The organism is uncultured Fibrobacter sp., from assembly GCF_900316465.1.
Taxonomy (GTDB): Bacteria; Fibrobacterota; Fibrobacteria; order Fibrobacterales; family Fibrobacteraceae; genus Fibrobacter.
Map to the genome: position 1 here is coordinate 18,405 of NZ_ONDD01000021.1, position 24,322 is coordinate 42,726.

Below are 24,322 nucleotides of genomic sequence, written 5' to 3' on the forward strand. Positions count from 1 at the left end.
TGCAAACTGGCTTTTGGTTTGGTTAGGAAGTCACTATCGAATTCGAACAGTGTGGCTCTCGGAGCCCACGCGCACCAGGTAGCCGCCAGCGCCGGGGAGCGGCACTACCAGCTGATTGCCAGTCGCAATGGTCTTGCGAATCAAGCGGCCCTGCATATCGAACACCGTAACAGGCTTTGCGTTTGCGCCTTGAATCAGCAAGTCGCGGCCCGAGACAGAAAGGTTGATGCGAGCAGCAGTCACGGCCACAAAGCCAGTCGAAGTTTCGCTGCTCGAAGAAAGTTCTGCTGTTTGCGAAGAACTGGAGGCGACTGTTTCGCTGGAACTAGAAGCGACGCTGCTACTAGACTTCGGTTCGGTATTGCCGTTGCCCGTCACGGTAATCGTTCCGCTCTTGGATGCATTCTTGGAAGCACCCGTTGTCGTCACGGTGAATTTGTATGCGCCCGGTGCAGCTGTAGAAGCGACCGTTCCCGAAATGTAGTAGTCAAGACCCTTGAGCGTACCCGTCACACCCTGCGGAAGGCCCGTTACGGTGGCACCTGTTGCGCCTTCAATCGTGTAGTAGAATTCCACGATAGAGGCACCTTGGGCAACTTCCTGGGTCGCACTTCCCGAGCCGTGCTTGGTGAGGCTAGCCTCGCCCGCGACAGGTGTCTGCGACGAGCTGGACTTGGCAGAAGAACTCGATGCAGGCACAACGCTGCTGCTGGACTTCGCCTGCGAAGAACTCGACACCACTACGCTAGAAGAAGAAACCGGAGTCACCTGCGAGCTACCCGGAGCCGGGAGCGTTGGGCCAGCGTAAGCCTGGATGGAATCACGGAGCGCGTAAGCTTTTGCCTGATTACTCACATCGGTAACGCTCATTTTGTATGGCGGCGTGAATGCGGTTCCTTGGCCTGTTGTGTTGCCAGAGGTCTTTTCGTAATAGTTGTTAATCATCGAAACTTTGGCATCTTCTTTGGACTGATTGTTGTAATCCAAAGGATTTTTTACACCAATGAACACATTGCTTTCGACACGGATGTTTGCCTTCATGCCGGCACGAACGCAATAGCTTGCGGCAGAGCTTGTGTAGAGGTTGTTAACCACATGAACCTGGCCAAATCTCACGCGGGGCATACGTTCCTTTACACCATCACCCCACCAGTTGTGGTGCACGGTAATCTTCAAGGCGTTAGCATCTGCAGTTTTTGAATCACTATTGCCGAAAAGATTGGAAAATTGATGGTTCTTGGATTTGGACGTATAGGTAAACTTGCTCCACGAGACTGTAATATAATCAGACTGGTTTACAATGTCCATGTTGCCGTCGTGCCCGTCGTAGACATGAACATGGTCAATCCAAATGTTTTTTGCTTCATGGTTTATTTGCAAGCAGTCTTCATCATCTTCATCGACCGCACCAACACCTTGCACAGAAATGTTTCGAACAATCACGTTCTTGGAGCCGGAAATCTTGATACCGCTTCCTTTGGACGGCTGAGTGATTGTGACTCCAGGATAGCCGTAAAGGGTAACGTTGCTACCGACTTCCACGGTACCTGCATAAGTACCAGGCTTGATGTAGATTGTTTTGTTACCCGCTTTGGCGTAGCTTTTAAGATCGCTGACGTTGTCAACGGTGACTGTGCCGTAATTGGCTCCGCCAGTGGTGCTGCCGTTTTGGGTCGCCCAGCCCGTCAGCGGAAAATCAGGTGACGTGGCCGCAATCGCGGAAGTTGCGAGGGCTGCGCCCAATGCTGCGCCTACGACAAGAGTTCTAGACCAGTTTTTTTGTGATTTAACCATATCAACCATCCCTTATTTTGACATTTCAAGCCACCACGCCTGAAAATGTTCTCAAATTTCTTCTCAAAATTTATAATCAAAATGACCAAAAGTCAATAGATATCTCAAAAATAAAATGCACTTTTTTCGCTATTCTAGTGCATAAAACAAGAAAATGGCGATTTTGAGTAAAAATCGCCATTTCTAAAATGTTCTCAAAAATATATTTTACAATTAGCTACGAAGCCTTTTTGCGGGTTTTCTTTGCCGTTTCGGCACCGGCATCGAGAGCGACCGTCTTGTCGGCAGTCTTCTTTTCGGGGGCCTTGAGACCGTTCTTCACGATTTCAGCGGTCACCACGAATTCCTTGTTGCCAGAACCCGGCATATCGAACATGGCCTTCTGCAAGGTCTTTTCCATCACAGAGCGGAGCCCGCGAGCACCTGTCTTGCGGACCATCGTTTCGCGGACAATTTCCCTGAGGGCATCGTCTTCAAACTTGAGCTCAATTCCGTCCATTTCAAACAAGCTCTTGTACTGCTTCACAAGGGCGTTCTTCGGCTGGGTCAGAATATTCAGGAGCGCCGCTTCATCAAGTTCTTCGAGGGCGACAGCCACAGGCAAGCGGCCCACGATTTCAGGAATAAGACCGAACTGAATCAGGTCATCGGGTTCCAAGAGCTTGAAGAGTTCGCTGAGCGAATTTTCTTCGGCGCTACGGATATCGGCGCCAAAGCCCATGCCACCCGTATTCACGCGGCGAGAAATAATCTTGTCCAGCGTTTCGAAGGCGCCACCGCAAATGAACAAGATGTTCTTGGTATTCACCTGCACCAGCGGCTGTTCCGGATGCTTACGGCCACCCTTCGGCGGAACTGCAGCAACCGTACCTTCCAGAAGCTTCAAAAGACCCTGCTGCACGCCTTCGCCACTTACGTCGCGAGTAATGGAGGGGTTCGCCGTCTTGCGGGCAATTTTATCAATTTCATCGATAAAGATAATACCGCGTTCGGCGCGGGCCACATCGTAGTCAGCGGCCTGCAACAGGCGCACGATAATGCTGTCCACGTCTTCGCCCACATAACCCGCTTCAGTCAGCACGGTAGCGTCGGCAATAGTAAAGGGCACATCCAGGAAGCGCGCCATGGTCTGAGCCAAGAGCGTCTTGCCCGAACCAGTCGGGCCCACCAACAGCAAGTTCGATTTTTCGACTTCTTGCGCATCGGGGTGAGCCTGTTTGTAGCGCAGGCGCTTGTAGTGGTTATAGACAGCCACAGAAAGGGCAGTCTTCGCCTGGTCCTGGCCAATCACGTATTCGTCCAGGTGCGCCTTGATTTCGGTCGGGAGCGGGAGCGGTTTCGACGAAGCCTCGGCAGCAGCAGTTTCCTGCTTTGCACGCATGCGGTCTTCTTCGATAATGCGATGACACATCGCAACGCAGTCGCTACAAATCTGAACGCCTGCGCCCGTAATCATCTTCTCGACGCGTTCTGCGGGCTTGCCGCAGAAACTACACGTAACCGTCGGGTGATTTTTCCCGCTACGATACATTAAATGCCCTCTTTACGCGGAACAAAGATTTCATCGATGACACCGAAGGCCTTTGCTTCTTCGGGGCCCATATAGAAATCGCGGTCGGTCTTTTCACGGACTTCGTCAATCGACTTGCCGGTATGCTTGGCAACGATTTCGGCCAAGGTTTCCTTGGTGCGCACGATTTCTTTTGCGGTAATCTGGATATCGGTCGACTGACCGGTAGCAGCGCCAGACGGCTGGTGAAGCATAATGCGGGAGTGCGGGAGCGCATAACGCTTGCCCTTGGTACCTGCCGCAAGCAACACTGCAGCCATCGAAGCACAGTTACCAATGCAGATGGTCGCAATGTTCGGGCGAACATGCTGCATGGTGTCATAAATGGCAAGCCCTGCCGACACATAACCACCCGGGCTGTTGATGTACAGCGTGATATCCTTTTCCGGATTCTCGTATTCAAGGAAAATCAACTGGGCCATGACGTTGTTTGCCACTTCGTCGTTAATCGGAGTGCCCAAAAAGATAATGCGTTCCTTAAGGAGACGGGAATAGATATCGTAGGCGCGTTCACCGCGTCCGGTGGTCTCAATGACGGTAGGGATGATCATTCAGTATACCTCTTACTTGTTTTCTTCAGCAGCCGGGCGGACACCGACGATGAAATCGGCAGCCATCTGGATACGGAGTTCGTCGCGGAGCTGGTTGATACGGCCGGACTGACGGAAGTGGCCCTTGAGGGTTTCGAAGTCCACGTGGTAAGCGTCAGCCATCTGCTTCAGGCGAGCGTCAACGTCAGCCTGAGCCGGCTTGATCTTTTCCTTGGTAGCGATGAAGTCGAGAATGCGGTGCTTCTTGATTTCACGGATAGCTTCCGGAGTGAGGCCGTTCAGCTGTTCTTCGGTCGGTTCCACCACGTCCTTTTCGCTCTGGGCGTTGCGGTTCAGCGTCCACTTGATGAGGTCATAGACGCGAGCCTTCGGCACTTCGAACGGGTTGGCTTCGATAATCTTGTCGATAGCTTCGTTGATAGCCTTGTTCTTGGCGCTGTCCTGCTTCTGGTTAGCGAGGCCTTCGGCGAGGTTGTTCTTCAGGTCTTCGACATCCTTCACGCCAATCTGCTTGCAGAATTCTTCGTCCATGGTCGGCGGAACAATTTCGCGCACGTCGGTGATTTCGACCTTGAACTGGGCGGTCTTGCCGCGATAACGTTCGTCCTTGTGGTCATCCGGGTACTTGAAGTTGATTTCCTTGGTTTCGCCGGCAGAAGCGCCCGTGAGGCCTTCATCGAATCCCGGAGAGGCAGATTCGCCGAGGAGAGAACGGAATTCCTTGTTTTCCGGGAGTTCCTGCTTTTCGCCGTCGATCACGACTTCGATGTAGTTACCGACCACGACGTCGCCCTTCTTGGCAGCGCGGTCCACATGTTCGTCCTTGCTCCACATCTGAATCAAGCGGTCGTATTCGGCCTTGACTTCTTCTTCGTGAACGGCGGTTTCCGGAACGGTGATACCCGTGTCAGCATAGCCCTTGATGTCGATTTCCGGGTCCATTTCGACTTCGACCTTCAGTGCGATGTCGTTAGACTTGTCATCCTTGAAGTCCACAACCTTCATGGAGCCAACCGGAATGATGTTTGCGTTCTTGAGCGCTTCCTGAACGAGCTTGTTCACGACTTCGTCCACAGCTTCATGGCGAATGGCGTCGCCAAACTGCTTGAGGATCATGGCCTTCGGCACCATGCCCTGACGGAAACCCTTCATGGACACCTGCTTCTTGTACTGGCCCAGTTTCTTTTCGAAGGGGGCAGTGAGGTCTGCCTGCGGGATGGTGATTTCGAGGGTGCGCACGGTTGCGCTTGTTTCTTTGATTTCTACGCTCATATGAACTCCGAGAGTCTGTTAAAAAGTATTGAAAAACATGCGAGAGGAGGGAGTCGAACCCTCACACCGAAGTGCCAGATCCTAAGTCTGGTGCGTCTGCCAATTCCGCCACTCTCGCGATTTTGCACCCAAAGATACAAAATTTTTCATTTACCGATACCTCCATTCACCTTATTTATCGTTAGGAAGGGCGATTTTGCAAAAGAAAGATGCTAATTTTTAGTCATGGAAATCACACCGACCAAAAGACAACTCTACCCCGATATCGCCTGCGGTTTTCTGATTATCCATATGGTATTCGGCCACATCACGCAACATGCGGGACTGTGGCAAGGGCAACAATCCCTGTACACTTTTTGGTGCAGCCTGATATTTTTCATGATGCCCTGGTTTTTCTTCAAGGCCGGAATGTTCTTTCGCGAAAAACCGACCCTCGTCGAAATCAAGGCTTCGGCCAAAAGGCTCCTGGTTCCCTTTGCCTTATTTTCATTCCTCGGCGCCTGCCTCGAATACGCCGCCAAAATGAGCCACGAAGGCTTTACGACCGTAGGCTTCATTCGAGACAACCTGCACGCCCTCCTTATGGGCGGCGCCCTCGAAAGTAACCCGCCGCTTTGGTTCCTGTTCAGCCTTTTCTTCGCAAGAATCATTTTCAACATTCTCTTCAAAAAACTGCCCGACCACATCATCGCCATTATCGGATTCCTTGCCGCCTGCGCCTTTATGCACGCGCCCCTGGACCTGCCCCATTATTTCGGAAACATCTCTGCAGGTCTATGCTTCCTTGCTGCCGGACATTTCTTAAAAGACAAGCAATTCAAGCGTCCCGTCCTTATAGCCGCCATCGTAACGTTCATCGCCATCTTTGCCTCCAACAACCCGCAAGTAGACATGCGACTCCACCATGTCTCTAGCGGTTTATATTTCTTATGGTTCCCCGCATCGCTTGCAGGCATCGTCATCCTCGACCATATCGCCAAAATCCGCCTACTCGAAAAAATAAGGTTGCAAGCCATCGGCAAGGATTCCATGACCTATTACGTTTTGCACTGGCTCGTCATCGTGTGCGTTTCGATTGTCGTCAAAAGAGTCCTGCCCGACGCCTCCACTGAATTAAAGATTGCGCTCTATACATTCGCTTGCGGAATCATCCTCCCCCTCACCGTCTTTATCCAGAAACGCATCCAATCATGCAAGCACTCAGAAACATCAAGATAGGCGTTTTCATATCTCTGGTCAATATCCTCATCCAGGGAGTTTCTGTCCTTGTCCAGAACCTTATCGCGAACAATTTGGGAATTGTCAAGTTCGGATCCTTCGGAATCCTGCAAAGCGATTACACCATTTTCTGCGCCCTCGCCGATTTTGGCATGGCAACGCTGATTCTAGCCTTTTTCGGCAAGCGCGCGACAAACGGTACCCTGTTCACCAACGTTTTGCAACTGAGACTCTTTATGACGGCGCTGACAGCCATTGCCATGGTCGTCTTCGCATTCACCGTCCGAAGAGGGAGCGATATCTTTGAGGGCGAACTGGTTCTTGCACTTGGCCTGCTTCTTCAGCATGCGTTTTTCGACTGGTACTTCATTTGCGGAAACTTCTGGAAAAAGCTCCTGATTTCAAAAGTTCTCCACACACTGTCTTACTGTGCCGTCATGGGAATCGCCCTCTGGGTACTCAAACTCGATTCCATTCCCCTGATTGCGCTTGCCATGGTGATTGCAGCCCTGCCCGCGTTCGGGTTCGGTGTCGGTCAGGCGTTCACCTTCAAGATTTTCCGCATCGGTTTGCACACGGCCAAGTTCTTCAAGCTCATGTTCAAATCGGCATGTCCCTATGCGCTTTCGAGCATCGCAAGCTTCGCCTACTTGCCGGTTGGCCTTTACACGGTAGCGCACTTTACAACGCCCGAGTTCCTGGGTGCCTACAATTTCTCGCACAAGCTCGTCTTTCTCGCCTCAAGCCTCATGGTGCACTTCATTTCATCAAGCCTCATTACCTTGCACCAGACCGATACACGCGTTCTCCACCTGCGCGACCAGGCCGTATTCACGCTTTTCATCGTAGCGGTCACGACGCCCTTCTGGCTGTTCCCGCAATACACGCTCCGCATCGTTTTCTTTGCCGCCCCCTGGACACCCGACGTCCTTGAAACCAGTTGCTACTGCCTGCGCATTCTCGCCTGCTCCCTGATTCTGCAAGCGACACGCATGGGAATGATTTCGACCTTGCTCAAGGAAAAACGCACATGGCTCTACGGCACCATGATTACCATTGGCGGCGTGATAAATATTGCAGTCTGTATCGGTGGCGCAAGCCTGCTCAAGGCGCCCTACATTCCGATGCTCACCCTTTCGGGCGATTTATGCCTGAGCCTGTTCCTGCTCGCTTACTTTGTCAAGAACCGCAGGTTCCGCTGGTAATTCTTTTTCCGTGCCGCGCTTTTGCCACATGCACACGGTAGAAACGAAATAGATAATCGCACCCCAGATGCAGAAAATGCCTTGCTTGTAACCCGCCGTAAAGAACCACCACCCCACAAAGTAGATGAAGTAGGTATACATCAGAATCTGCCGCGGGGTAAAGGGCTTGCACAAACGCAAATGAAGCACCGTGAGCCCAAGCCCGCACAAAAACGGGAACAAAAGCACTCCGAGCAAGTGGAAATCCTTATAAACTTCCCATAGATAGTTCACCGTGTTGAACCCATAAACTTTCTGGATTCTTTCGTTAAAGGCGTCATCCCAGCGGAAACTGGTCCTGAACGAACCCGTGAGTCTTGCGTATTCGAATATGCCGTTAAAGAAGTCGATACCGTAGGTGTGCGGGTGTATTTCGCGGTCGGTCGGCGGGTTCAGCGCATAATCCAGGTTCCAGTAGTTGTTCGCCAAGTACTTGTAGGGCAGTTCCAGCACCACATCCATCGCCTTGCCTTCGGCGGAACTACCACCATACTGGTCACGAAGACTGCTAATCGACACGAACACCGCAATGGCAATCACCAAAAGTGTCGTAATGACAATCGGCGAAATCCGCTTGTACAGGTAGTTCACAAAAATCAAGAAGAAACCCGCATTGAAAAACAGAGTCGTTCTGTTCGGGTACGTCATCAGGTTTACGGCGATCGTTACAAACACCATGACAAAGGCTACATGGCGTACCCACCGCACGTCGTTGAACTTCTTAAAAGACGCTACGCCGAAAAGCAGTACACATAACGGACCGCTATTGAACAGGAGTGTGTAATAGCCGTAATTGATGTCTTTCGTCATCCACTTGGCCGGGCTATCCGTGAATATGATCAGGTTGCCCACCACCGAGTATACGCCATAAACGCCCACAAGGAACAGGCAGAACACGCCGAACGAAAGCACCAGGTGAATAGTCCAGTTATAACGCCTGGGAGCCACAGGCTCTGCAACGTTGACCGGCAATCCCTTCGACTTCGCGTGAAGCCTCGCAATAATACAGCCGCCTACAAACGACAAGAATCCGAGAAGCCACACGCCCCAGGTATAAAGCTTAAAGTCGCTCATCGCCCTGTTTATCTGCAGATATGAGATAGCGAGGGTAATGCACTGCGCAAAGCAATAGACATTGAGCGGACTAAAGAAATCCTTCTTGAACCACCAAGACTGGAATAGGCAAAAAATGACTACCAGAAGAAGGGCGGCGCTGACCGGATATTCTACTATCCACGAAAACACGGGCTAGCCCTTGTTCTTTTTAAAGAATCCCTTGAAGGTGTTCCATTCCATAGCTACCGAGGACCCGCGCTTCGATTCGCTGGCCAGGTAGCCAAGCAAGTTGCTGACAATAGTCGCAATAATGCAGGCCACAGAAAACACGAACACCAGGGTGACACCTCTCAGAGGGTAAATCTTCTTGTCGTTTTCCCAAGGCGGTTCAAGCACATGCAAGTTCGTAAGCATCTTCGCTTCTTCCATGCGCATCTGTTCGCTCTGCTGGCGAAGCAACTTGTACATGGCCTCTTGCACGCGAATCTCTGTTTCGCGGCGCATGTATTCGGCGGCAAGTTCCGGAGACTTCTTGAGGGCGACCATGCCCATGTTCTCGTGGCGACCCTTCAAGGCACCGTGCAAGGCCGAATTCACGCCCTGGTAACGCTTGGTAAGTTCGTCATAGCGCTTGCTCTTTTCACCGCGGTCAGCCTTTTCGAAAGCCATTTCAATCGACACCTCTTCGCGCTTAGCCTGCAAGGCACCCAAGTACTTGATTGTCGATTCAAGCTGAACATCAGGGTCATAGAAATTGTTGTCCACCTGGAACTTCACAAATTCCTTGATCAAGGAATCCAGAGCCATTTCACAGGAATCGAGCCTGCTCTGGAAATAAATTCTTGACTGCCTAGCCTGCGCCGTCTTGAAGGCGTTAAATGCGGAGTCCGCCTTTTCAAGCATGAAGGCTACAATCTTTGCGGCAAGCCTAAAGTCTTCGTCTTCCATGGAGACGGCGAACATGTCCTCCTTGTTGAGTTCTACCGCAAAATTCTTGCGGAATTCCTTCAACAAGTCCGCATGGAAATCGCCATCGAATTCATAATGCTCCGCCAGGTTGAATTCCCGAATCACCTGGTCATGCAATTCCCACGAATTGAAAATCGTCCAGACAGCGTTCTCATCTTCGTCGCTATTGGAAAGCCCAAGGAGCGCGCCCATGCCAGAGGCGCCACCGAGCATTGAACTCAAACCGTTCAACGAAGTCTGAGACGAAGACGGCGGAGTCACCACAGCCGTCGCCGCATACACAGGCTTAATGACCCACATGACAAGCACAAAGGCTACGATCGTGGGAATAAGGACAATCGCTAGGCACAACTTGAAATGCTTCAAGTCGTTATTCAGCAAGCGAAGGCAGACTTCGATAAAACCGACAGATTCCTGCTTTTCCATACAAAACTACTTATAGTTGACGTAAATGATGAATGCCGAAGAAATCACCGTAAGGAGCGACGCCAAGAACAACGTGAAATCCTTGAAAGATTCGTAATGGCTCTTCGGGATTTCGATATAGTCGCCCGGCATAATCTGGTCTTCGGTCACGCTCAGTTTCAAAGGTTCAGGGCTCTTGCCGCGCCACACCTTGATCTGGCTCCACGAACCCGTAATCGTGTTGATGCCAGAGGCCGCCACGTAATCAATGGCATGCCACGAAGGATCGTAAGGATAGCGACCCAAATAGTTCACGGCACCGCCCACATACACAAGCATTTCCTGCACGGAGAATTCCACTTCGGTATTCGGTGCAACAGTCGTCTTGCTCATTTCGGAAATATCGATCCAGCGCGGGGCCTTGCCCGGTTCACGAACGCAAGCGGCCTTGTAGCCGTAGTTATGCAGGCGGTAACCTCCGACCAGGTCGAAGTATTCCTGCAAGGTACGACCTTCCTGGTATGCGGCACTGGTCCTGTAGCCCGGGAAAATCAACGAAACGTTTTCGCCCATCTTCACGAACGGCACATAAACCTTGTCGCCCTGTTCCAGCATGATGTCGTTATCGAATTCGCCCTTCGTCGCCATGGCGCTGTAATCCACGTGAATCGTATCCTTACCACGAATCACCTGCACATCTTCGATGTCGGCGCTCAAAAGGGTTCCGCCCACCTTGCGCAAAAACATGCTAAGTCTCGTCTGCGGTTCCACCAACTGCTGGCCCACTTCCGAAATGGCACCCATGGCGTTCACCTTGAATTTCTTGAGCACGGAAAGCTGCACAAAGCACTGGTCACGCTTGTAACGCTTGGCTGCAAGGTCCAGAATCAGTTCTCGCGCCTCGGCAAGCGTCTTGCCACCCACGATAACGCCACCGCATTCTTCAATGGCGACAGATCCATCCGGATACACCTGCACAGTCAAATAATTGTCTTCGAGCATCAAGTCCAAAAAGTCGCCGGGGCCAAGCACGTAGCTCGAATCAACAGGGGCTTCTGCAGAAGCTGGCTGCATCACGGCCGAACTGCGCGACGAGATTCCACTCCTCTTCGTAGACATCAGTCCCGAGCCAAAAAGGTCGTCATCGGCAAAAAGGCTAACGCAAAGTAAAGCTATGAATAGTATAAAGTTACGCATGTTTCTATAAAATACAAAAATAAAGGCTGAAGGTACAAATTGTCAGCTAATTGTAGCTTGGATTTTTTATCTAAAGCCCCCTAAGCCCTACTACAAAAAAAACAGGGCCCGATTCTCACCGGAACCCTGCTTCAATCTTTTGCACAAAGATCAATTATGCCTTGCTTTCGCCTTCGACCATGCTAACGGCTTCGGACTTGGCAGGTTCGGCAGCCTTCTTGGTCTTCACGACGATTTCGTCTTCGACGAGACCGACGAGAGCCATTTCGGATGCGTCACCAGCGCGGTTCGGGCCGAGCTTGATGATGCGAGTATAGCCGCCGTTACGGCCAGCATAGCGCGGACCGATCGTTGCGAACAGGTCCTGCACAGCCTTCGGGCTCATCACGAAGCGAGAAGCTTCACGACGTGCAGAAAGGTCACCCTTCTTTGCATAAGTGATCATGCGATCCACGCAGCTGCGGACGAGCTTAGCCTTGTGGAGAGTAGTGCGCACGTAGCGGTTGCTCTGCTCGGCTTCCATGCCCTTCTCAAGAATAGAAGTGGTAAGAGCGCGGAGGATGGCACGCTTGTGCTGAGCGTTAACGCCCAATTTCTTGTTTTTTACACCGTGTCTCATGTTTAATCCTTCAAGTAGTCATCGACGTCCATGCCAAAAGAGAGGCCCATGGAGGTCAACACCTCGTTAAGTTCCACCAAGGACTTCCGACCGAAGTTCTTGTATTTAAGCATATCGTTTTCCTTGTTGCGCACAAGTTCGCCAACGGTATGGATGTTAGCCATACGGAGGCAATTGCTGGAGCGAACGGAGAGTTCCAGGTCGTCCACGCGGGTGCGCAGGAGCTGGGCGATACGCTGACGTTCTTCATCCATTTCAAGTTCTTCGGGGCTTTCGAGATCGCCTTCGAAGTTGATGAAGATTTCCAAGTGGTCCATGAGGAGCTTTGCAGCGTATGCAAGAGCGTCTTCCGGATCAATGGAACCGTCAGTCGTGATTTCCAGTTCCAGACGGTTGTAGTCCGTCTTCTGGCCAACGCGGGTATCGCTGATGTGCATCGCGACTTTCTGCACCGGGTTGAAGTTGGCGTCCATGGCGATCACGCCAATAGGAGCGTCCTTGTCCTTCAATTCGTCGGCAGTGACGTAGCCGCGACCGCTGGAAATCTTCACTTCCAGGGAGAGCGATGCGTTACCGTTCAAAGTAGCGATATGGACGTCCGGAGTCAAGATGGCGACATTCGGATTGTCCATGAAGTCCTTGGCCGTGACTTCGCCTTCGCCGGACATGTCCAGGCGGAGCGTTTCGTCGTGGTCGGACAGGAGCTTCACGCGGATGCTCTTGAGATTCAGGATAATGTCAGTGACATCTTCCTTCACACCCGGAATCGTCGAGAATTCCTTATCGACGCCTTCAATTTTCACGGAGACAATAGCCGCACCCTGCAGAGAGGAAAGGAGCGAGCGACGGAGGGCGTTACCGAGGGTAATACCCCAGCCACGTTCCAAAGCCTCTACGACAAACTTGGCGTAGCGACCATCTTCGCCGGTTTCCACTTTCTGGAAGCTGCGCGGCATCTGAAGTGATTTCCACATCATTGGCGATACCTCTTTTAATTAGACTCTTCTCTTCTTTTTAGGACGGCAACCATTGTGCGGAACGCCCGTCACGTCTCGAATAGAGAGAACTTCGAGGCCCGCATTCTTGATAGCACGGACAGCGGATTCACGACCGCCACCTGCGCCCTTGACGCGGACATCTACCTTGCGCATACCGAGGTCGAAAGCCTTGTGGGCAGCGACTTCAGCGGCGAGCTGGGCAGCAAACGGAGTGCTCTTGCGAGAGCCCTTGAAACCGGAGTTACCCGGAGAGCCCCAAGCGACCACGTTGCCGCGAGCATCGGTGATAGAAACGATTGTATTGTTGAAGGAAGCGAACACGCAGGCGATGCCCTGGATGTCAATACGCTTCTTGCCCTTCTTGACCTTTTCTTCTGTAGCAGCAGCGACCGGAGCTTCGGCAGCGGCAGCAGTTTCCTTAATTTCTTCTTCAGCCACGATGAATCTCCTTACTTCTTCTTGTTAGCCACAGTCTTCTTGGGGCCCTTACGAGTGCGGGCATTGGTACGGGAGCGCTGACCGCGAACAGGGAGACCCTTGCGGTGGCGGATGCCGCGATAGCAGCCAATATCCTGCAGACGCTTAATGTTCAAGGTGATTTCTGCGCGGAGCTGACCTTCCACAGAGTATTCGTCTTCGAGGAGATGACGAATCTTACCTTGTTCTTCTTCAGTCAGGTCGTCACACTTCTTGTTCTTGTCGATGCCCAGCTGAGCACAGACCTTATTAGCGGTGAACAGACCGACACCATAGATTGCCGTCAGACCGTATTCAACAGTCTTGTTTTTCGGTAAATCGACACCAGCGATACGTGCCATACGATCTCCTTATCCCTGCTTCTGCTTGTGACGGGGGTTCTTCGAACAGATGATGCGCAATACACCCTTACGGCGGATGATCTTGCAGTTTTCACATCTGGGTTTGATGGAGGCTTTGATTTTCATAGGTTTGACCTTTCTTTGAAAATACCTATTACTTGTAACGGTATGTGATTCGTCCACGATTGAGATCGTAGGGAGAAATCTCTACCAACACTTTGTCGTCCGGCAAAATTCGAATGAAATGCCGACGCATTTTTCCTGAAACATGAGCGAGAATCTCGTGGCCATTTCCGAGTTGGACACGGAAGAAAGCGTTGGGAAGGGCTTCCAACACAACACCTTCTACTTGTATTCCTTCTTCTTTAGCCACTAAGACGCCATCCTGCCGCGAATGCGGCCATGCTTGAGGAAACCTTCATAATTCTTGGTATGCAACTGGGCTTCGAGTTGACGGAGCGTATCCAGCGCCACACCGACCACGATAAGTACCGAGGTGCCCCCAATATAGAAACTCATATTGAGTGCGTCTTTGAGATGGAGCGGACCAACACTGATTAAAGCGAGGAAAAGCGATCCAGGCAAAGAAATTCTCGTGAGAACGTGGTCTATGTACTTTGCAGTTTCGTTACCCGGACGGATTCCCGGAATAAATCCACCACTTCTCTTGAGGTTTTCGGCAATGTCGTTAGGGTTGTACTGGATTGCCGTGTAGAAGTAGGTGAAGAATATAATCAGGAGAGCGAAGATCACACTATAGGTAATGTGACCCGGGATGAACGCAGCCGCAAAGGACTGCATCGCAGAAACGTTCGGGAACCAGGAAGCGATCATGGCCGGAATGAACATGATGCAGCTTGCAAAGATCACGGGGATCACGCCAGCGGTATTCACCTTGAAAGGCAGATAGCTGGACTGGCCGCCCACGACCTTGGAACCTACAGTCCTGCGAGGACTTTGGAGTGGAATGCGACGGTTCGCTTGCTCGACGAATACGATAAAGCCGATAATCAGGATCACGACAGCGAGAATAAAGATCTCGATGGCGAGAGGCTGGATATCTTCCTTAAACATTTCAATTTCTGCAAGGGCAGCCCGCGGAAGGCCGCCGACGATACCGGCGAAGATGATAAGAGAAATACCGTTACCCACACCGTGCGAGGTAATCTGCTCGCCCAGGTACATCACGAAGATCGTACCGGCGGTGAAGGTCAGGGTAGCTAGTAAACGGAAACCGATGTTTCCGGCACCAGAGGAGAAGTCATCAGCCAAGACAGACACTCCGGCACCGGTAGCGGTTGTCACCTTAAGGGACGAAAGCCACACAGAAATGCCCCATCCCTGCAAGGCAGCGAGAGCTACCGTAAAGTAACGGGTATATTGGTTCAGCCTGGCACGCCCTTCCTGACCTTCCTTCTGAAGCATCTGGATAGCGGGAATCACGGAACCCATCAACTGGATGATAATGCTCGCACTGATGTACGGCATGATACCCAGGGCAAAGATGGTAGCCTTAGCGAAGGCACCGCCCGTGAAGGAGTCATACAGACCGAACAAATTATTCGAGTTACGGAAGAACTCCGCCAGAACGGCAGAATTCACTCCGGGGATAGTGATGTGTGCGCCAAGGCGATAGATAATCAAGACACCGAGCGTAAAAAGGAGCTTTTTACGCAGGTCTTCAATCTTGAACGCATTAGCGAACGCATCAAGGGCTTTCTTGAGAGCTTCCATTAGACGATCTCGACTTTGCCGCCAGCAGCTTCGATCATGGCCTTAGCCTTTTCGCTGATGGCGTTAACCTTTACATTGATTGCCTTGTCGATGGTACCAAAAGCGAGGACCTTGATAGGCAGTTCGATGTTCTTGATGAAACCCTGGTCAAACATTGCCTGGGCGTCGAAGTCCGTCACGCTGCAAGAAGCGAGCTTCTTGAGGTTAACGATCTGCGTGTCCTTGGCGAAGTGAGACTTGAAGCCACGCTTCGGGATGCGACGGTGGATCGGCATCTGGCCGCCTTCGAAGGCGACGCGACCGGCCTGTGCACTCTTACGAGCGCCAGCACCCTTCTGGCCACGGCCAGCGGTGGTGCCCCAACCGGAACCCGGACCGCGACCAATGCGCTTGCGGCTCTTGCCCTTGGCAGCCTTGCCAGGATTGAGAGTATTGAGTTCCATCTTAGATCTCCTCGACCTTCACCATGTCAGCCACGGCATTGATCATGCCCTGGATGCTGGGGGTCAAAACGTGTTCAACAGACTGTCCGATCTTGCGGAGGCCGAGAGCAGCCACGTTAGCGCGGTGCATCGGGAGACGACGGACAGTACCCTTAATCAAAGTAATACGAACTTTCTTCATCGTGTATTACTCCTTAGGCATTGGCGCCGCGGAGGGCAGCGCAGTCCTGTTTGTTCTTCTGGGCCAAGAGACCTTCGAGGCATGCGCTCACGACAGTGCTCGGGTTGGAAGAACCGTGAATCTTGGTGAGGATGTTGCGCACACCGGCCAGTTCGAGAACGGCACGGGCAGCGGCACCGGCGATAACACCAGTACCCGGAGCAGCCGGCATCAAGAGAATGCGGGTTGCGCCGCTCTTGACTTCGATGTCGTGGGGAATGGTGCCGTCGAGGAGCTGCACTTCAACGATGTTACGCTGGGCGGCTTCGGTACCCTTACGGATAGCTTCGGAAACTTCCTTAGCCTTACCGAGACCAACACCGACCTTGCCGTTCTTGTTGCCAACGACAACGAGAGCGGAGAAGGACATACGGCGACCGCCCTTGACGGTCTTAGCGCAACGGTTGATGTGTACAACCTTGTCTTCAAATTCAGAAACTTGAGCTTCGCGTTCCAAAGTGTACCTCACTAGAATTTGAGTCCGCCTTCACGAGCTCCCTCAGCGAGAGCCTGAACGCGACCGTGATAGATGTAACCGCCGCGGTCAAAGACCACGGATTCAATGCCCTTGGACTTAGCGACTTCAGCAATCTGGATACCGAGCTGCTTGCTCTGTTCCGACTTCGTCATTTCACCAAACTTAGCCTGGAATTCCTTGGCAGTGGTGGTGAGCTGGACGAGAGACTTGTTGTTTTCGTCGTCGATAATCTGGGCTACCATGTGGGACAAGGAACGGCGAACAGCCAAACGAGGGCATTCTGCAGTTCCGACAACAGACTTGCGTACGCGTTCGTGGCGTGCGATTCTGGACTGGATTCTTTTCTTAGCAATTGCAGTCATAGTTTACCCTTATTTACCTGTCTTCTTACCTTGCTTACGACGGACAATTTCGCCTTCGTACTTGATGCCCTTGCCCTTATACGGTTCAGGCTTGCGGTACTTGCGGATTTCTGCCGCAGCTTGGCCGACCTTCTGCTTATCGATGCCCTTGATGGAGATCTTCAGCGGGTCAACAGCCTTGAGTTCAACGCCTTCCGGGGCCTTGAAGATAACCGGGTGAGAGAAGCCGAGAACCAAGTTGAGGTCCTTGCCCTTCTGTTCCACACGGTAACCAACGCCGACGATTTCGAGCGTCTTCTGGAAACCCTTGGTCACGCCTTCGACCATGTTGGCAACGAGAGCGCGAGTGGTGCCATGGATGGCACGGGTGAACTTCTGATCGTCAGGACGAGAGAAGGAAAGCTGGTTGCCTTCGAGCTTGATTGCAATCAGTTCATGAACGTCGGTCTCGAGCTTGCCGAGAGGACCTTCAACCTTGATGTTCTGACCATTGACGGCGACTTTCACGCCGGCCGGGATATTGATAATAGCTTTACCGATACGGGACATCTTTACCATACCTTTGCGATGACTTCACCACCCACGTTTTCCTTGCGGGCTTCGTGGTCGGTCATCACGCCTTTAGATGTGGAGATGATAGCATAGCCAAGGCCATTGCGAACGCGCGGAAGCTTTGCGGCGTCAACGTAGTGACGGAGACCCGGCGAAGAAATGCGCTGGATGCCCTGGATAGCGGATTCGCCCTTCGTGTAACGGAGGAGGACCTTGAGGATGCCCTGCTTACCGTCATCAACGACGACGAACTTTTTAATGAAACCTTTTTCCTGCAACACGCGAGCGATTTCACGCTTCAAGTTGCTGGCAGGAATGTCCACCACGGGGAGCTTTGCCGAAGCGGCATTGCGGATACGGGTGAGCATATCGGCGATAGGATCTGTCATTGCCATGAGTATACTCTCCTTACCAAGACGACTTTGTGATACCGGGGATTTCGCCGGCGAGTGCCATTTCGCGGAAGCAAATACGGCAAAGGCCAAAGCGGCGCATAAAGGCGTGCGGCCTACCGCAACGCTTGCAGCGGTTGTACCCACGAACGGTATACTTCGGGGTGCGCTTGCATTTTTCAATCATTCTTGTGCTTGCCATGGTATTACCTTACTTCCTGAAGGGGAGTCCAAGTTCTTCGAGCAGGGCGCGGCCTTCTTCGTCCGTCTTTGCAGAGGTCACGAAGGAGATGTCCATACCGAAGGTACGAGAAATCTTGTCAATGTCGATTTCAACAAAGATCGTCTGTTCCTTGATGCCGAGGGTAAAGTTACCCATGCCATCAAAGCCACGACGTGCGAGACCACGGAAGTCACGGACACGCGGGAGGTCGATGTTGATGAAACGGAAGAGGAAGTCCCACATGTTTTCGCCGTGCAGGGTGACCTTAGCACCGATGCCGATGCCTTCGCGCAGGTGGAACTGAGCGATAGCCTTCTTGGCGTTGGTGACGACGGCCTTCTGACCGGTAATAGCGGTCAGGGTGTCAACGGCTTCATCCAGGATCTTGCGGTTAGAGGCGGCAGCGCCGACACCCATGTTGAGCACGATCTTCTGGAGGCGGGGAATTTCCATCACGTTCTTGTAAGCAAACTTCTGCTGCAAGGCCGGAACTACTTTTTCGAGATAAAATTGCTTCATCTGGTTCATGTGTTACCTCTAGATAGCCTTGCCGGACTTGACGCTCACGCGGGAAGCCTTCTTGCCGGCTTCGCGCACGATACGGGTACGGACAGGAGTGTTGCCTTCGAGGAGCATCACGTTGGAAATGTCGATCGGCAGTTCCTTTTCAATGATGCCACCAGTCTGATTGGTCTGAGACGGCTTTTCATGACGCTTGCGGACATTCACGCCCGAAACGGTCACCTTACCGCCCTTGACACTAATCACGGTGCCGGTCTTGCCCTTGTTGGCACCGGAAATCACCTTGACGTTATCATTCTTCTTGATGTTTGCCATTAGAGAACCTCAGGTGCGAGGGAGATGATCTTCATGTATTTCTTGTCGCGGAGCTCACGAGCCACCGGTCCAAAAATACGGGTTCCACGAGGTTCGCCATCCTTGTTGATGAGAACCACGGCGTTGTCCGAGAAACGGATGAACGTGCCATCCGGACGGGCAATTTCTTTGCGAGTGCGCACGACGACGGCGTCAGCTACGGAACCCTTCTTCACCTTGCTCTGGGGGATTGCGTCTTTGACGGCAACCTTGATGACATCACCGATGCTGGCATAGCGACGGTTGGTGCCACCCAAAACGCGGATGCAGGCGACTTCCTTGGCTCCACTGTTATCGGCCACGACGAGTCTGGTTTCTTCTTGAATCATATTCGCCTTACTCCAAAACGATTATTTCTTCTTAGCTACAACGCGAACGAGGCGCCAGCGCTTCGTCGCAGAGAGCGGACGAGTTTCCATGATTTCAACCAAGTCACCTTCACCGGCTTCGTTGTTTTCATCGTGAGCCTTGAGTTTCTTGGTGGTGGTCATGATCTTGTTGTACACCGGGTGACGCTTACGGTTTTCAACTACGACGGTGATGGTTTTGTCCATCTTGTCAGAGCTGACGACACCCTGTCTTACCTTACGAAGGTTTCTATCCATTTCCTGCTCCTGCCCGGCTTATGCCTTGGCCTTTTCGGTGAGGATGGTCTTGACCCTAGCGATATCCTTGCGGGTATTGCGGATCGAAGAGGGTTTTTCCAAGTTACCGAGCTTAGCAGCCATACGGTAATTGAACAAATCGAGATTCAACTGAGCCAGTTTTTCCTTGAGCTGGTCAACGCCCAGTTCCTTTAATTCACGTGCCTTCATTAGATCTCCGATTCTTCGATGATTTTGCACTTGAGGGGGAGCTTCTGTGCTGCGACATGGAGAGCTTCCATGGCCAGTTCACGTTCGACACCACCCATTTCGAAAATGATGCGACCCGGGAGGATAACGGCTGCCCAGAATTCGACGGCGCCCTTACCCTTACCCATACGAGCTTCTGCCGGGTGACGGGTAATCGGCTTATCGGGGAACACGCGGATCCAGACGCGGCCACCGCGCTTGATCTTACGGGTCATGGCGATACGAGCGGCTTCAATCTGACGAGCAGTCAGCCAGCACTTTTCAAGAGCCTGAATGCCGAATTCGCCGAAGGCGATGGAGTTGCCGCGGGAGGCAATGCCCTTCATGCGGCCTTTCATCTGCTTACGATGTAATGTTCTTTTAGGACTCAGCATAATTACTTCTCTCTCTTGTTATCGTTCATGACGTCCTTGCCAATCTTTTCGCCGTGCATGATCCACACCTTGATACCGATGGAACCATAAACGGTCTTAGCAATGGCAGTCGCGTAATCGATGTCGGCGCGGAGAGTGTGCAGAGGCACGCGGCCTTCAGCATACTTTTCGACGCGGGCAATTTCGGCACCACCGAGGCGGCCACCGCACTGCACCTTGATACCTTCAACGCCCATGCGCATAGCGGACTGGATAGCGCGCTTCATGGCACGACGGAAGGAAATACGCTTTTCGAGCTGACGAGCGATGTTTTCGGCAACCAGCTTGGCATCCGTTTCCGGGCGCTTGATTTCCTGGACGTTAATATAGATTTCTTTACCGGTGAGGAACTGGAGTTCGCCCTTGAGCTTTTCCAATTCTTCGCCCTTACGGCCAATCACGATACCCGGACGGGCGGTAAAGAGGTTCACGTTCACCTTCTTGACGGTGCGTTCGATGCCGACCTTGGAAAGGGAGGCATGTTCAAAACGCTTCATCAAGTAGCGACGGAGCACGATGTCTTCATAAAGAAGATCGGCAAACTTGTCTTCGGCATACCACTTGGATTCCCAGCCGCGGATAACGCCAAGACGAAGACCATTCGGATGAGTTTTCTGACCCATTTTAATTACTCCTTGTTGGCCACAACGACTGTGATGTGAGAGAGCGGCTTTTCGATACGGAAAGCACGGCCCTGGGAACGCGGGTGGATACGCTTCATGATGGTACCACCGTCGGCAGTGATGGTCTTGACGACCAGTTCTTCGGCGGCAACGGCACCAGCGGCCTTCTGCTTGAAGTTAGCAACAGCGGACTTCAGAGCATTTTCGACCAGCGGAGCACCCTTGGTCTGCGTGTGGAGAATAGAAAGCATTGCGAATGCTTCTGCAACGGACTTGCCGCGAACCAGGTCGACAACGCGACGGAGCTTGCGAACGCCGTAACGGACGTTTTTCACTTTAGCAACAGCTTGCATTATTTCTTTCCTCCAGCAGCGGTTTCAGTCTTACGGTGACCGCGGAAAGTGCGGGTCATGGAGAATTCACCCAGCTTGTGGCCGACCATGTTTTCGGTCACGTAAACGGGGATGAACTGCTTGCCGTTATAGACGGAGAACGTAAGTCCGACCATATCAGGAATGATGGTGGAACGACGGGACCAGGTCTTGATAGCCTGTTTCTTGTCGGAACCGGCCATCGCCTGGGCTTTGCTCAAAACGTGGGAATCCACGAAAGCACCTTTCTTAAGGGATCTGGACATGAATTAGGCCCTCTTCTGACGACGACGTACGATAAACCTATCGGTACGCTTATTGTTACGAGTTTTGGCACCCTTAGAGTTCTTACCCCAAGGAGAGCACGGATGACGACCACCAGAGGTACGACCTTCACCACCACCAAGGGGGTGATCGACCGGGTTCATAACGACACCACGGACGGACGGGCGAATGCCGAGCCAGCGAGAGCGGCCTGCAGAACCCGAGGATTCATTCATGTGATCGATATTGGAAACCTGACCCACGACGGCGAGGCATTCTTCCGGAATGTAGCGAACTTCGCCACTCGGGAGCTTGACCTGGCAGAGCTTGCCGTCTTTAGCGACGAGTTCTGCACCTGCACCTGCGGAACGAGCGATCTGAGCGCCCTTGCCCGGTTTCATTTCGATGTTGTGGATAATGGTGTTCAGCGGAATATCGCGGAGCGGAATAGCGTTACCGACGCGGAATTCGGCACCTTCGCCAGAATTCAGCACATCACCAACCTTGACTTCAGCCGGGGCGATGATGTAGCAGCGCTTGCCGTTCTGGTACTTGACCAGAGCGATACGAGCGGAACGGTTCGGATCGTATTCGATCGTTTCGACAGTGCAGGGAATGCCAGCAAACTGACGCTTGAAATCGATGATACGATACAGTTTCTTGTGACCACCACCGCGACGGCGGGAGGTGATTTCACCGGCGTTGTTACGGCCGGAGCTACGCTTGATGCCTTCGGTGAGCGGCTTGTACGGCTTGTCCGCAGTGATTTCCTTGCGGTCACCAATCTGCTTGTAGCGCAGCGTCGGGGTAAGCGGGCGATAAGACTTCAGACCCATGATTATACTCCTTCGAACTCGGCAATCTTTTGCCCGGCCTTAAGCGTGATGTAGGCCTTCTTCCAGTTGGACTTCTTGCCGGCGACCATGCCCATACGAACGCGCTTCATCTTGCCGCGGTTGATAAGGGTATTGACGGAATCAACCTTGACGCCGAAACGCTTTTCGATAGCGTCCTTGATCTCGGTCTTCGTTGCGGTCTTGGCAACCTTGAATACATACTTGTGCACGTCATTACGCACAGCAGCCATCAAACGGGCGGTAGCTTCGGTAATGTGCGGTGCAACGAGAATTTCGTGAAGTTCACTCATTAGCGGCCTCCTTCCAGTTCGGCGAGAGCTGCCTGGGAGATGACGACGTTGTTAGCGCGAACGATGTCGTAAGTGTTGACATCGGCAACGCGTGCGCAACGGCACCAAGGAATGTTGTTAGAAGAGAGGTAAAGGTTCTTGTCAGCTTCGCTCACGAGGAAGAGAGCGTTGCGCTGTTCGAGACCGGCCTTGTTGAGGACGGCGAGGAGATCCTTAGTCTTCGGGGCGTTGAAAGCGAGAGCTTCGAACACCTGCACCTTGCCTTCGGCAGCCTTAGCAGCGAGAGCAGAGCGGAAAGCGATCTTCTTGACCTTCTTGTTCACCTTTTCAAAGTAGTCATGGGACTTCGGACCATGAGCCTTGGCACCACGAACCCACACGGCAGAGGTGTTCTGACCGGAACGAGCGCGGCCGGTACCCTTCTGCTTCCAGGGCTTCTGACCACCACCGCTAACGGCGGACTTGTTCTTGGTCTGGGCAGTGCCCTGACGGTTGTTGTTCAGGATAGCCTTGATGTGCAAGTACATGCAGACCTTGTTGACTTCCTGATCGAACATGGCCGGGAGCTGAATATCATTCTTGAAATCGCCAGTAGCGGCGAAAAGCTTTGCTGTAGCCATTAGTCTTTCCTCACCACGATGATGCTGTTCTTTGCACCGGGAACTGCGCCGCGGACAAAGATCAGGTTGCGGTCGCCGTCAACCTTGACGACCTGGAGGTGCTTCACGGTCACTTTCTTGTTACCGAACTGACCGGCCATACGCTTGCCCGGGAAAACGCGACCCGGATAAGAGTGAGCGGACGTACCACCCGGTTCGCGCATGTTGTGCGTACCGTGAGAACGAGGACCGCTGTGGAAGTTATGGCGCTTGATGGTACCGGAGAAGCCGTGACCCTTGGAGAGGCCAGAGACGTTCACCGTCTTCACATCGGCGAAGTCAGCTGCACCGAATTCCTTGCCAACCGGCCAGGCTTCGAGATCAGCGACATCGAATTCAGCGAGGTGTTCACGAACAGCAACGTCAGCCTTCTTGAAGTGGCCGATTTCTGCCTTGTTGGCACGCTGTTCTTTCTTGAGACCAAAGCCGATCTGGACAGCAGTGTAGCCGTCCTTCTCTTCTGTCTTATGGCAAACGACCACGCACGGACCGGCTTCGAGAACCGTTACAGGAACGCGTTCGCCCTGTTCCGTGAACACTTGGGTCATTCCCAATTTCTTTGCGAGAATACCGTTCATTGTTATTAAACCTTAATTTCGACTTCAACGCCTGCCGGCAAGTCAAGTTTCATGAGGGAATCAACAGTCTGCGGCGTAGCATCAAGGATGTCGATAAGACGCTTGTGCGTACGGGATTCGAACTGTTCACGGGAAGTCTTGTCGATATGCGGAGAGCGAATCACCGTATACTTCTGGATCTTCGTCGGAAGAGGGATGGGGCCGGCAATGCGTGCCCCAGTGTTCTTAGCTGTATTCACGATGTCTTGAGCGGAGCGGTCGATCATACGATGATCGAAGCTCTTCAAGCGAATACGAATGCGTTCACCAGCCATGATAATTCCTTACTTGATGATTTCGGTTACGGAGCCAGCGCCAACGGTACGGCCACCTTCGCGGATTGCGAAGCGGAGCTGCTTTTCCATTGCCACCGGGGCGATCAG

The 24,322-nt window shown here is 52.5% G+C and carries 38 protein-coding genes and 1 tRNA gene; 2 read left to right on the plus strand and 37 right to left on the minus strand.

Annotation, left to right across the window (positions count from 1 at the left end; genetic code table 11):
• Positions 1-33 precede the first annotated feature (33 nt).
• The 5 genes from QZN53_RS09480 to QZN53_RS09500 all read right to left on the minus strand — a co-directional run bounded on the left by QZN53_RS09480 (position 34) and on the right by QZN53_RS09500 (position 5,305).
• Positions 34-1,794, minus strand: a complete 1,761-nt coding sequence (locus QZN53_RS09480; RefSeq protein ID WP_163438754.1) for a polysaccharide lyase family 1 protein — start codon at positions 1,792-1,794, stop codon at positions 34-36.
• Positions 1,795-2,011: 217 nt separating this feature from the next.
• Positions 2,012-3,325 carry an ATP-dependent Clp protease ATP-binding subunit ClpX gene (clpX, locus tag QZN53_RS09485; protein ID WP_163438755.1) on the minus strand — a complete coding sequence of 438 codons (1,314 nt, stop codon included), beginning with the start codon at positions 3,323-3,325 and terminating at the stop codon, positions 2,012-2,014.
• Positions 3,325-3,915, minus strand: coding sequence for an ATP-dependent Clp protease proteolytic subunit (locus QZN53_RS09490; protein WP_072799965.1), 591 nt, complete (start codon positions 3,913-3,915; stop codon positions 3,325-3,327). Before QZN53_RS09490 ends, clpX begins: the two co-directional genes overlap by 1 nt.
• Positions 3,916-3,927: 12 nt before the next feature.
• Positions 3,928-5,187 carry a trigger factor gene (gene tig / locus QZN53_RS09495; protein ID WP_163438756.1) on the minus strand — a complete coding sequence of 420 codons (1,260 nt, stop codon included), beginning with the start codon at positions 5,185-5,187 and terminating at the stop codon, positions 3,928-3,930.
• A 38-nt stretch (positions 5,188-5,225) separates the two neighbouring features.
• Positions 5,226-5,305, minus strand: a tRNA-Leu gene (locus QZN53_RS09500).
• Positions 5,306-5,412: 107 nt separating this feature from the next.
• On the opposite strand from QZN53_RS09500, the gene QZN53_RS09505 reads away from it, so the two are divergent.
• Together QZN53_RS09505 and QZN53_RS09510 are read left to right on the plus strand one after the other, a co-directional pair.
• The gene (locus tag QZN53_RS09505; RefSeq protein WP_163438757.1) at positions 5,413-6,405 is read left to right on the plus strand and encodes an acyltransferase family protein; all 993 of its coding nucleotides are present in this window, start codon (positions 5,413-5,415) and stop codon (positions 6,403-6,405) included.
• Positions 6,378-7,610, plus strand: coding sequence for an oligosaccharide flippase family protein (locus QZN53_RS09510; protein WP_163438758.1), 1,233 nt, complete (start codon positions 6,378-6,380; stop codon positions 7,608-7,610). The genes QZN53_RS09505 and QZN53_RS09510 overlap by 28 nt, the downstream gene beginning before the upstream one ends.
• Here the strand turns inward: QZN53_RS09510 and QZN53_RS09515 are convergent.
• The 32 genes from QZN53_RS09515 to QZN53_RS09670 form a co-directional block, all read right to left on the minus strand.
• Positions 7,551-8,894, minus strand: a complete 1,344-nt coding sequence (locus QZN53_RS09515; RefSeq protein WP_163438759.1) for an O-antigen polymerase — start codon at positions 8,892-8,894, stop codon at positions 7,551-7,553. The two genes, QZN53_RS09510 and QZN53_RS09515, sit on opposite strands and share 60 nt — an antisense overlap.
• Before the next feature lie 3 nt (positions 8,895-8,897).
• Positions 8,898-10,100: a Wzz/FepE/Etk N-terminal domain-containing protein gene (locus QZN53_RS09520; protein WP_163438760.1), complete on the minus strand. Its 1,203-nt coding sequence runs from the start codon at positions 10,098-10,100 to the stop codon at positions 8,898-8,900.
• A gap of 6 nt (positions 10,101-10,106) precedes the next feature.
• A complete protein-coding gene (locus tag QZN53_RS09525) occupies positions 10,107-11,198 on the minus strand; it encodes a polysaccharide biosynthesis/export family protein (protein ID WP_294652745.1) in 1,092 nt (363 codons plus the stop codon).
• Positions 11,199-11,430: 232 nt separating this feature from the next.
• A complete protein-coding gene (gene rplQ / locus QZN53_RS09530; RefSeq protein WP_163438762.1) occupies positions 11,431-11,895 on the minus strand; it encodes a 50S ribosomal protein L17 in 465 nt (154 codons plus the stop codon).
• A 2-nt stretch (positions 11,896-11,897) separates the two neighbouring features.
• Positions 11,898-12,872 carry a DNA-directed RNA polymerase subunit alpha gene (locus QZN53_RS09535; protein WP_072799957.1) on the minus strand — a complete coding sequence of 325 codons (975 nt, stop codon included), beginning with the start codon at positions 12,870-12,872 and terminating at the stop codon, positions 11,898-11,900.
• Positions 12,873-12,890: 18 nt separating this feature from the next.
• Positions 12,891-13,331 carry a 30S ribosomal protein S11 gene (rpsK, locus tag QZN53_RS09540; protein WP_083564584.1) on the minus strand — a complete coding sequence of 147 codons (441 nt, stop codon included), beginning with the start codon at positions 13,329-13,331 and terminating at the stop codon, positions 12,891-12,893.
• Positions 13,332-13,342: 11 nt separating this feature from the next.
• A complete protein-coding gene (gene rpsM / locus QZN53_RS09545) occupies positions 13,343-13,711 on the minus strand; it encodes a 30S ribosomal protein S13 (RefSeq protein WP_072799956.1) in 369 nt (122 codons plus the stop codon).
• Positions 13,712-13,720: 9 nt separating this feature from the next.
• On the minus strand, positions 13,721-13,837 hold the full coding sequence (gene rpmJ / locus QZN53_RS09550) for a 50S ribosomal protein L36 (RefSeq protein WP_014546097.1): 117 nt from the start codon (positions 13,835-13,837) through the stop codon (positions 13,721-13,723).
• Between the two features lie 28 nt (positions 13,838-13,865).
• A complete protein-coding gene (infA, locus tag QZN53_RS09555; RefSeq protein ID WP_014546098.1) occupies positions 13,866-14,084 on the minus strand; it encodes a translation initiation factor IF-1 in 219 nt (72 codons plus the stop codon).
• Positions 14,084-15,445 (minus strand): preprotein translocase subunit SecY, encoded by a 1,362-nt coding sequence (gene secY / locus QZN53_RS09560; RefSeq protein WP_088626648.1) that lies wholly within the window; start codon positions 15,443-15,445, stop codon positions 14,084-14,086. Before secY ends, infA begins: the two co-directional genes overlap by 1 nt.
• Positions 15,445-15,888: a 50S ribosomal protein L15 gene (gene rplO, locus QZN53_RS09565; RefSeq protein ID WP_072799954.1), complete on the minus strand. Its 444-nt coding sequence runs from the start codon at positions 15,886-15,888 to the stop codon at positions 15,445-15,447. Before rplO ends, secY begins: the two co-directional genes overlap by 1 nt.
• 1 nt (position 15,889) lies before the next feature.
• Positions 15,890-16,069 carry a 50S ribosomal protein L30 gene (gene rpmD / locus QZN53_RS09570; protein ID WP_072799953.1) on the minus strand — a complete coding sequence of 60 codons (180 nt, stop codon included), beginning with the start codon at positions 16,067-16,069 and terminating at the stop codon, positions 15,890-15,892.
• Positions 16,070-16,082: 13 nt separating this feature from the next.
• Positions 16,083-16,565 carry a 30S ribosomal protein S5 gene (rpsE, locus tag QZN53_RS09575; protein WP_072799952.1) on the minus strand — a complete coding sequence of 161 codons (483 nt, stop codon included), beginning with the start codon at positions 16,563-16,565 and terminating at the stop codon, positions 16,083-16,085.
• Positions 16,566-16,576: 11 nt separating this feature from the next.
• The gene (rplR, locus tag QZN53_RS09580) at positions 16,577-16,948 is read right to left on the minus strand and encodes a 50S ribosomal protein L18 (RefSeq protein ID WP_072799951.1); all 372 of its coding nucleotides are present in this window, start codon (positions 16,946-16,948) and stop codon (positions 16,577-16,579) included.
• Between the two features lie 9 nt (positions 16,949-16,957).
• Positions 16,958-17,497: a 50S ribosomal protein L6 gene (gene rplF / locus QZN53_RS09585; RefSeq protein WP_072800078.1), complete on the minus strand. Its 540-nt coding sequence runs from the start codon at positions 17,495-17,497 to the stop codon at positions 16,958-16,960.
• Between the two features lie 2 nt (positions 17,498-17,499).
• Positions 17,500-17,895 carry a 30S ribosomal protein S8 gene (gene rpsH / locus QZN53_RS09590; RefSeq protein ID WP_073057028.1) on the minus strand — a complete coding sequence of 132 codons (396 nt, stop codon included), beginning with the start codon at positions 17,893-17,895 and terminating at the stop codon, positions 17,500-17,502.
• 13 nt (positions 17,896-17,908) lie between these two features.
• A complete protein-coding gene (locus QZN53_RS09595; RefSeq protein ID WP_072799949.1) occupies positions 17,909-18,094 on the minus strand; it encodes a type Z 30S ribosomal protein S14 in 186 nt (61 codons plus the stop codon).
• A gap of 9 nt (positions 18,095-18,103) precedes the next feature.
• Entirely contained in the window at positions 18,104-18,643 is a 540-nt protein-coding gene (gene rplE, locus QZN53_RS09600) for a 50S ribosomal protein L5 (protein WP_163438763.1), read from the minus strand.
• Positions 18,644-18,652: 9 nt separating this feature from the next.
• Positions 18,653-18,952, minus strand: a complete 300-nt coding sequence (rplX, locus tag QZN53_RS09605) for a 50S ribosomal protein L24 (protein ID WP_072799947.1) — start codon at positions 18,950-18,952, stop codon at positions 18,653-18,655.
• A complete protein-coding gene (rplN, locus tag QZN53_RS09610; RefSeq protein ID WP_072799946.1) occupies positions 18,952-19,320 on the minus strand; it encodes a 50S ribosomal protein L14 in 369 nt (122 codons plus the stop codon). Before rplN ends, rplX begins: the two co-directional genes overlap by 1 nt.
• Positions 19,321-19,341: 21 nt before the next feature.
• Positions 19,342-19,596: a 30S ribosomal protein S17 gene (gene rpsQ / locus QZN53_RS09615; protein ID WP_088626646.1), complete on the minus strand. Its 255-nt coding sequence runs from the start codon at positions 19,594-19,596 to the stop codon at positions 19,342-19,344.
• An 18-nt stretch (positions 19,597-19,614) separates the two neighbouring features.
• Positions 19,615-19,806, minus strand: coding sequence for a 50S ribosomal protein L29 (gene rpmC / locus QZN53_RS09620; RefSeq protein ID WP_072799944.1), 192 nt, complete (start codon positions 19,804-19,806; stop codon positions 19,615-19,617).
• Positions 19,806-20,219 (minus strand): 50S ribosomal protein L16, encoded by a 414-nt coding sequence (gene rplP / locus QZN53_RS09625; protein WP_072799943.1) that lies wholly within the window; start codon positions 20,217-20,219, stop codon positions 19,806-19,808. Before rplP ends, rpmC begins: the two co-directional genes overlap by 1 nt.
• 2 nt (positions 20,220-20,221) lie before the next feature.
• Complete coding sequence (rpsC, locus tag QZN53_RS09630; protein ID WP_072799942.1) at positions 20,222-20,881, minus strand: 30S ribosomal protein S3; 660 nt, start codon at positions 20,879-20,881, stop codon at positions 20,222-20,224.
• A gap of 5 nt (positions 20,882-20,886) precedes the next feature.
• Positions 20,887-21,234 carry a 50S ribosomal protein L22 gene (gene rplV, locus QZN53_RS09635; RefSeq protein WP_072799941.1) on the minus strand — a complete coding sequence of 116 codons (348 nt, stop codon included), beginning with the start codon at positions 21,232-21,234 and terminating at the stop codon, positions 20,887-20,889.
• The gene (rpsS, locus tag QZN53_RS09640; protein WP_072980626.1) at positions 21,234-21,518 is read right to left on the minus strand and encodes a 30S ribosomal protein S19; all 285 of its coding nucleotides are present in this window, start codon (positions 21,516-21,518) and stop codon (positions 21,234-21,236) included. The genes rplV and rpsS overlap by 1 nt, the downstream gene beginning before the upstream one ends.
• A gap of 3 nt (positions 21,519-21,521) precedes the next feature.
• Positions 21,522-22,352 (minus strand): 50S ribosomal protein L2, encoded by an 831-nt coding sequence (gene rplB, locus QZN53_RS09645; protein WP_163438764.1) that lies wholly within the window; start codon positions 22,350-22,352, stop codon positions 21,522-21,524.
• 2 nt (positions 22,353-22,354) lie between these two features.
• A complete protein-coding gene (gene rplW, locus QZN53_RS09650; RefSeq protein WP_073322853.1) occupies positions 22,355-22,663 on the minus strand; it encodes a 50S ribosomal protein L23 in 309 nt (102 codons plus the stop codon).
• Complete coding sequence (rplD, locus tag QZN53_RS09655; RefSeq protein ID WP_073057022.1) at positions 22,663-23,283, minus strand: 50S ribosomal protein L4; 621 nt, start codon at positions 23,281-23,283, stop codon at positions 22,663-22,665. Before rplD ends, rplW begins: the two co-directional genes overlap by 1 nt.
• Positions 23,283-23,900 (minus strand): 50S ribosomal protein L3, encoded by a 618-nt coding sequence (rplC, locus tag QZN53_RS09660; RefSeq protein WP_072799936.1) that lies wholly within the window; start codon positions 23,898-23,900, stop codon positions 23,283-23,285. Before rplC ends, rplD begins: the two co-directional genes overlap by 1 nt.
• A 5-nt stretch (positions 23,901-23,905) precedes the next feature.
• Complete coding sequence (gene rpsJ, locus QZN53_RS09665; RefSeq protein ID WP_088626645.1) at positions 23,906-24,214, minus strand: 30S ribosomal protein S10; 309 nt, start codon at positions 24,212-24,214, stop codon at positions 23,906-23,908.
• A gap of 9 nt (positions 24,215-24,223) precedes the next feature.
• A partial coding sequence (locus QZN53_RS09670; protein WP_163414374.1) for a hypothetical protein occupies positions 24,224-24,322 on the minus strand: 99 nt, incomplete at its 5' end.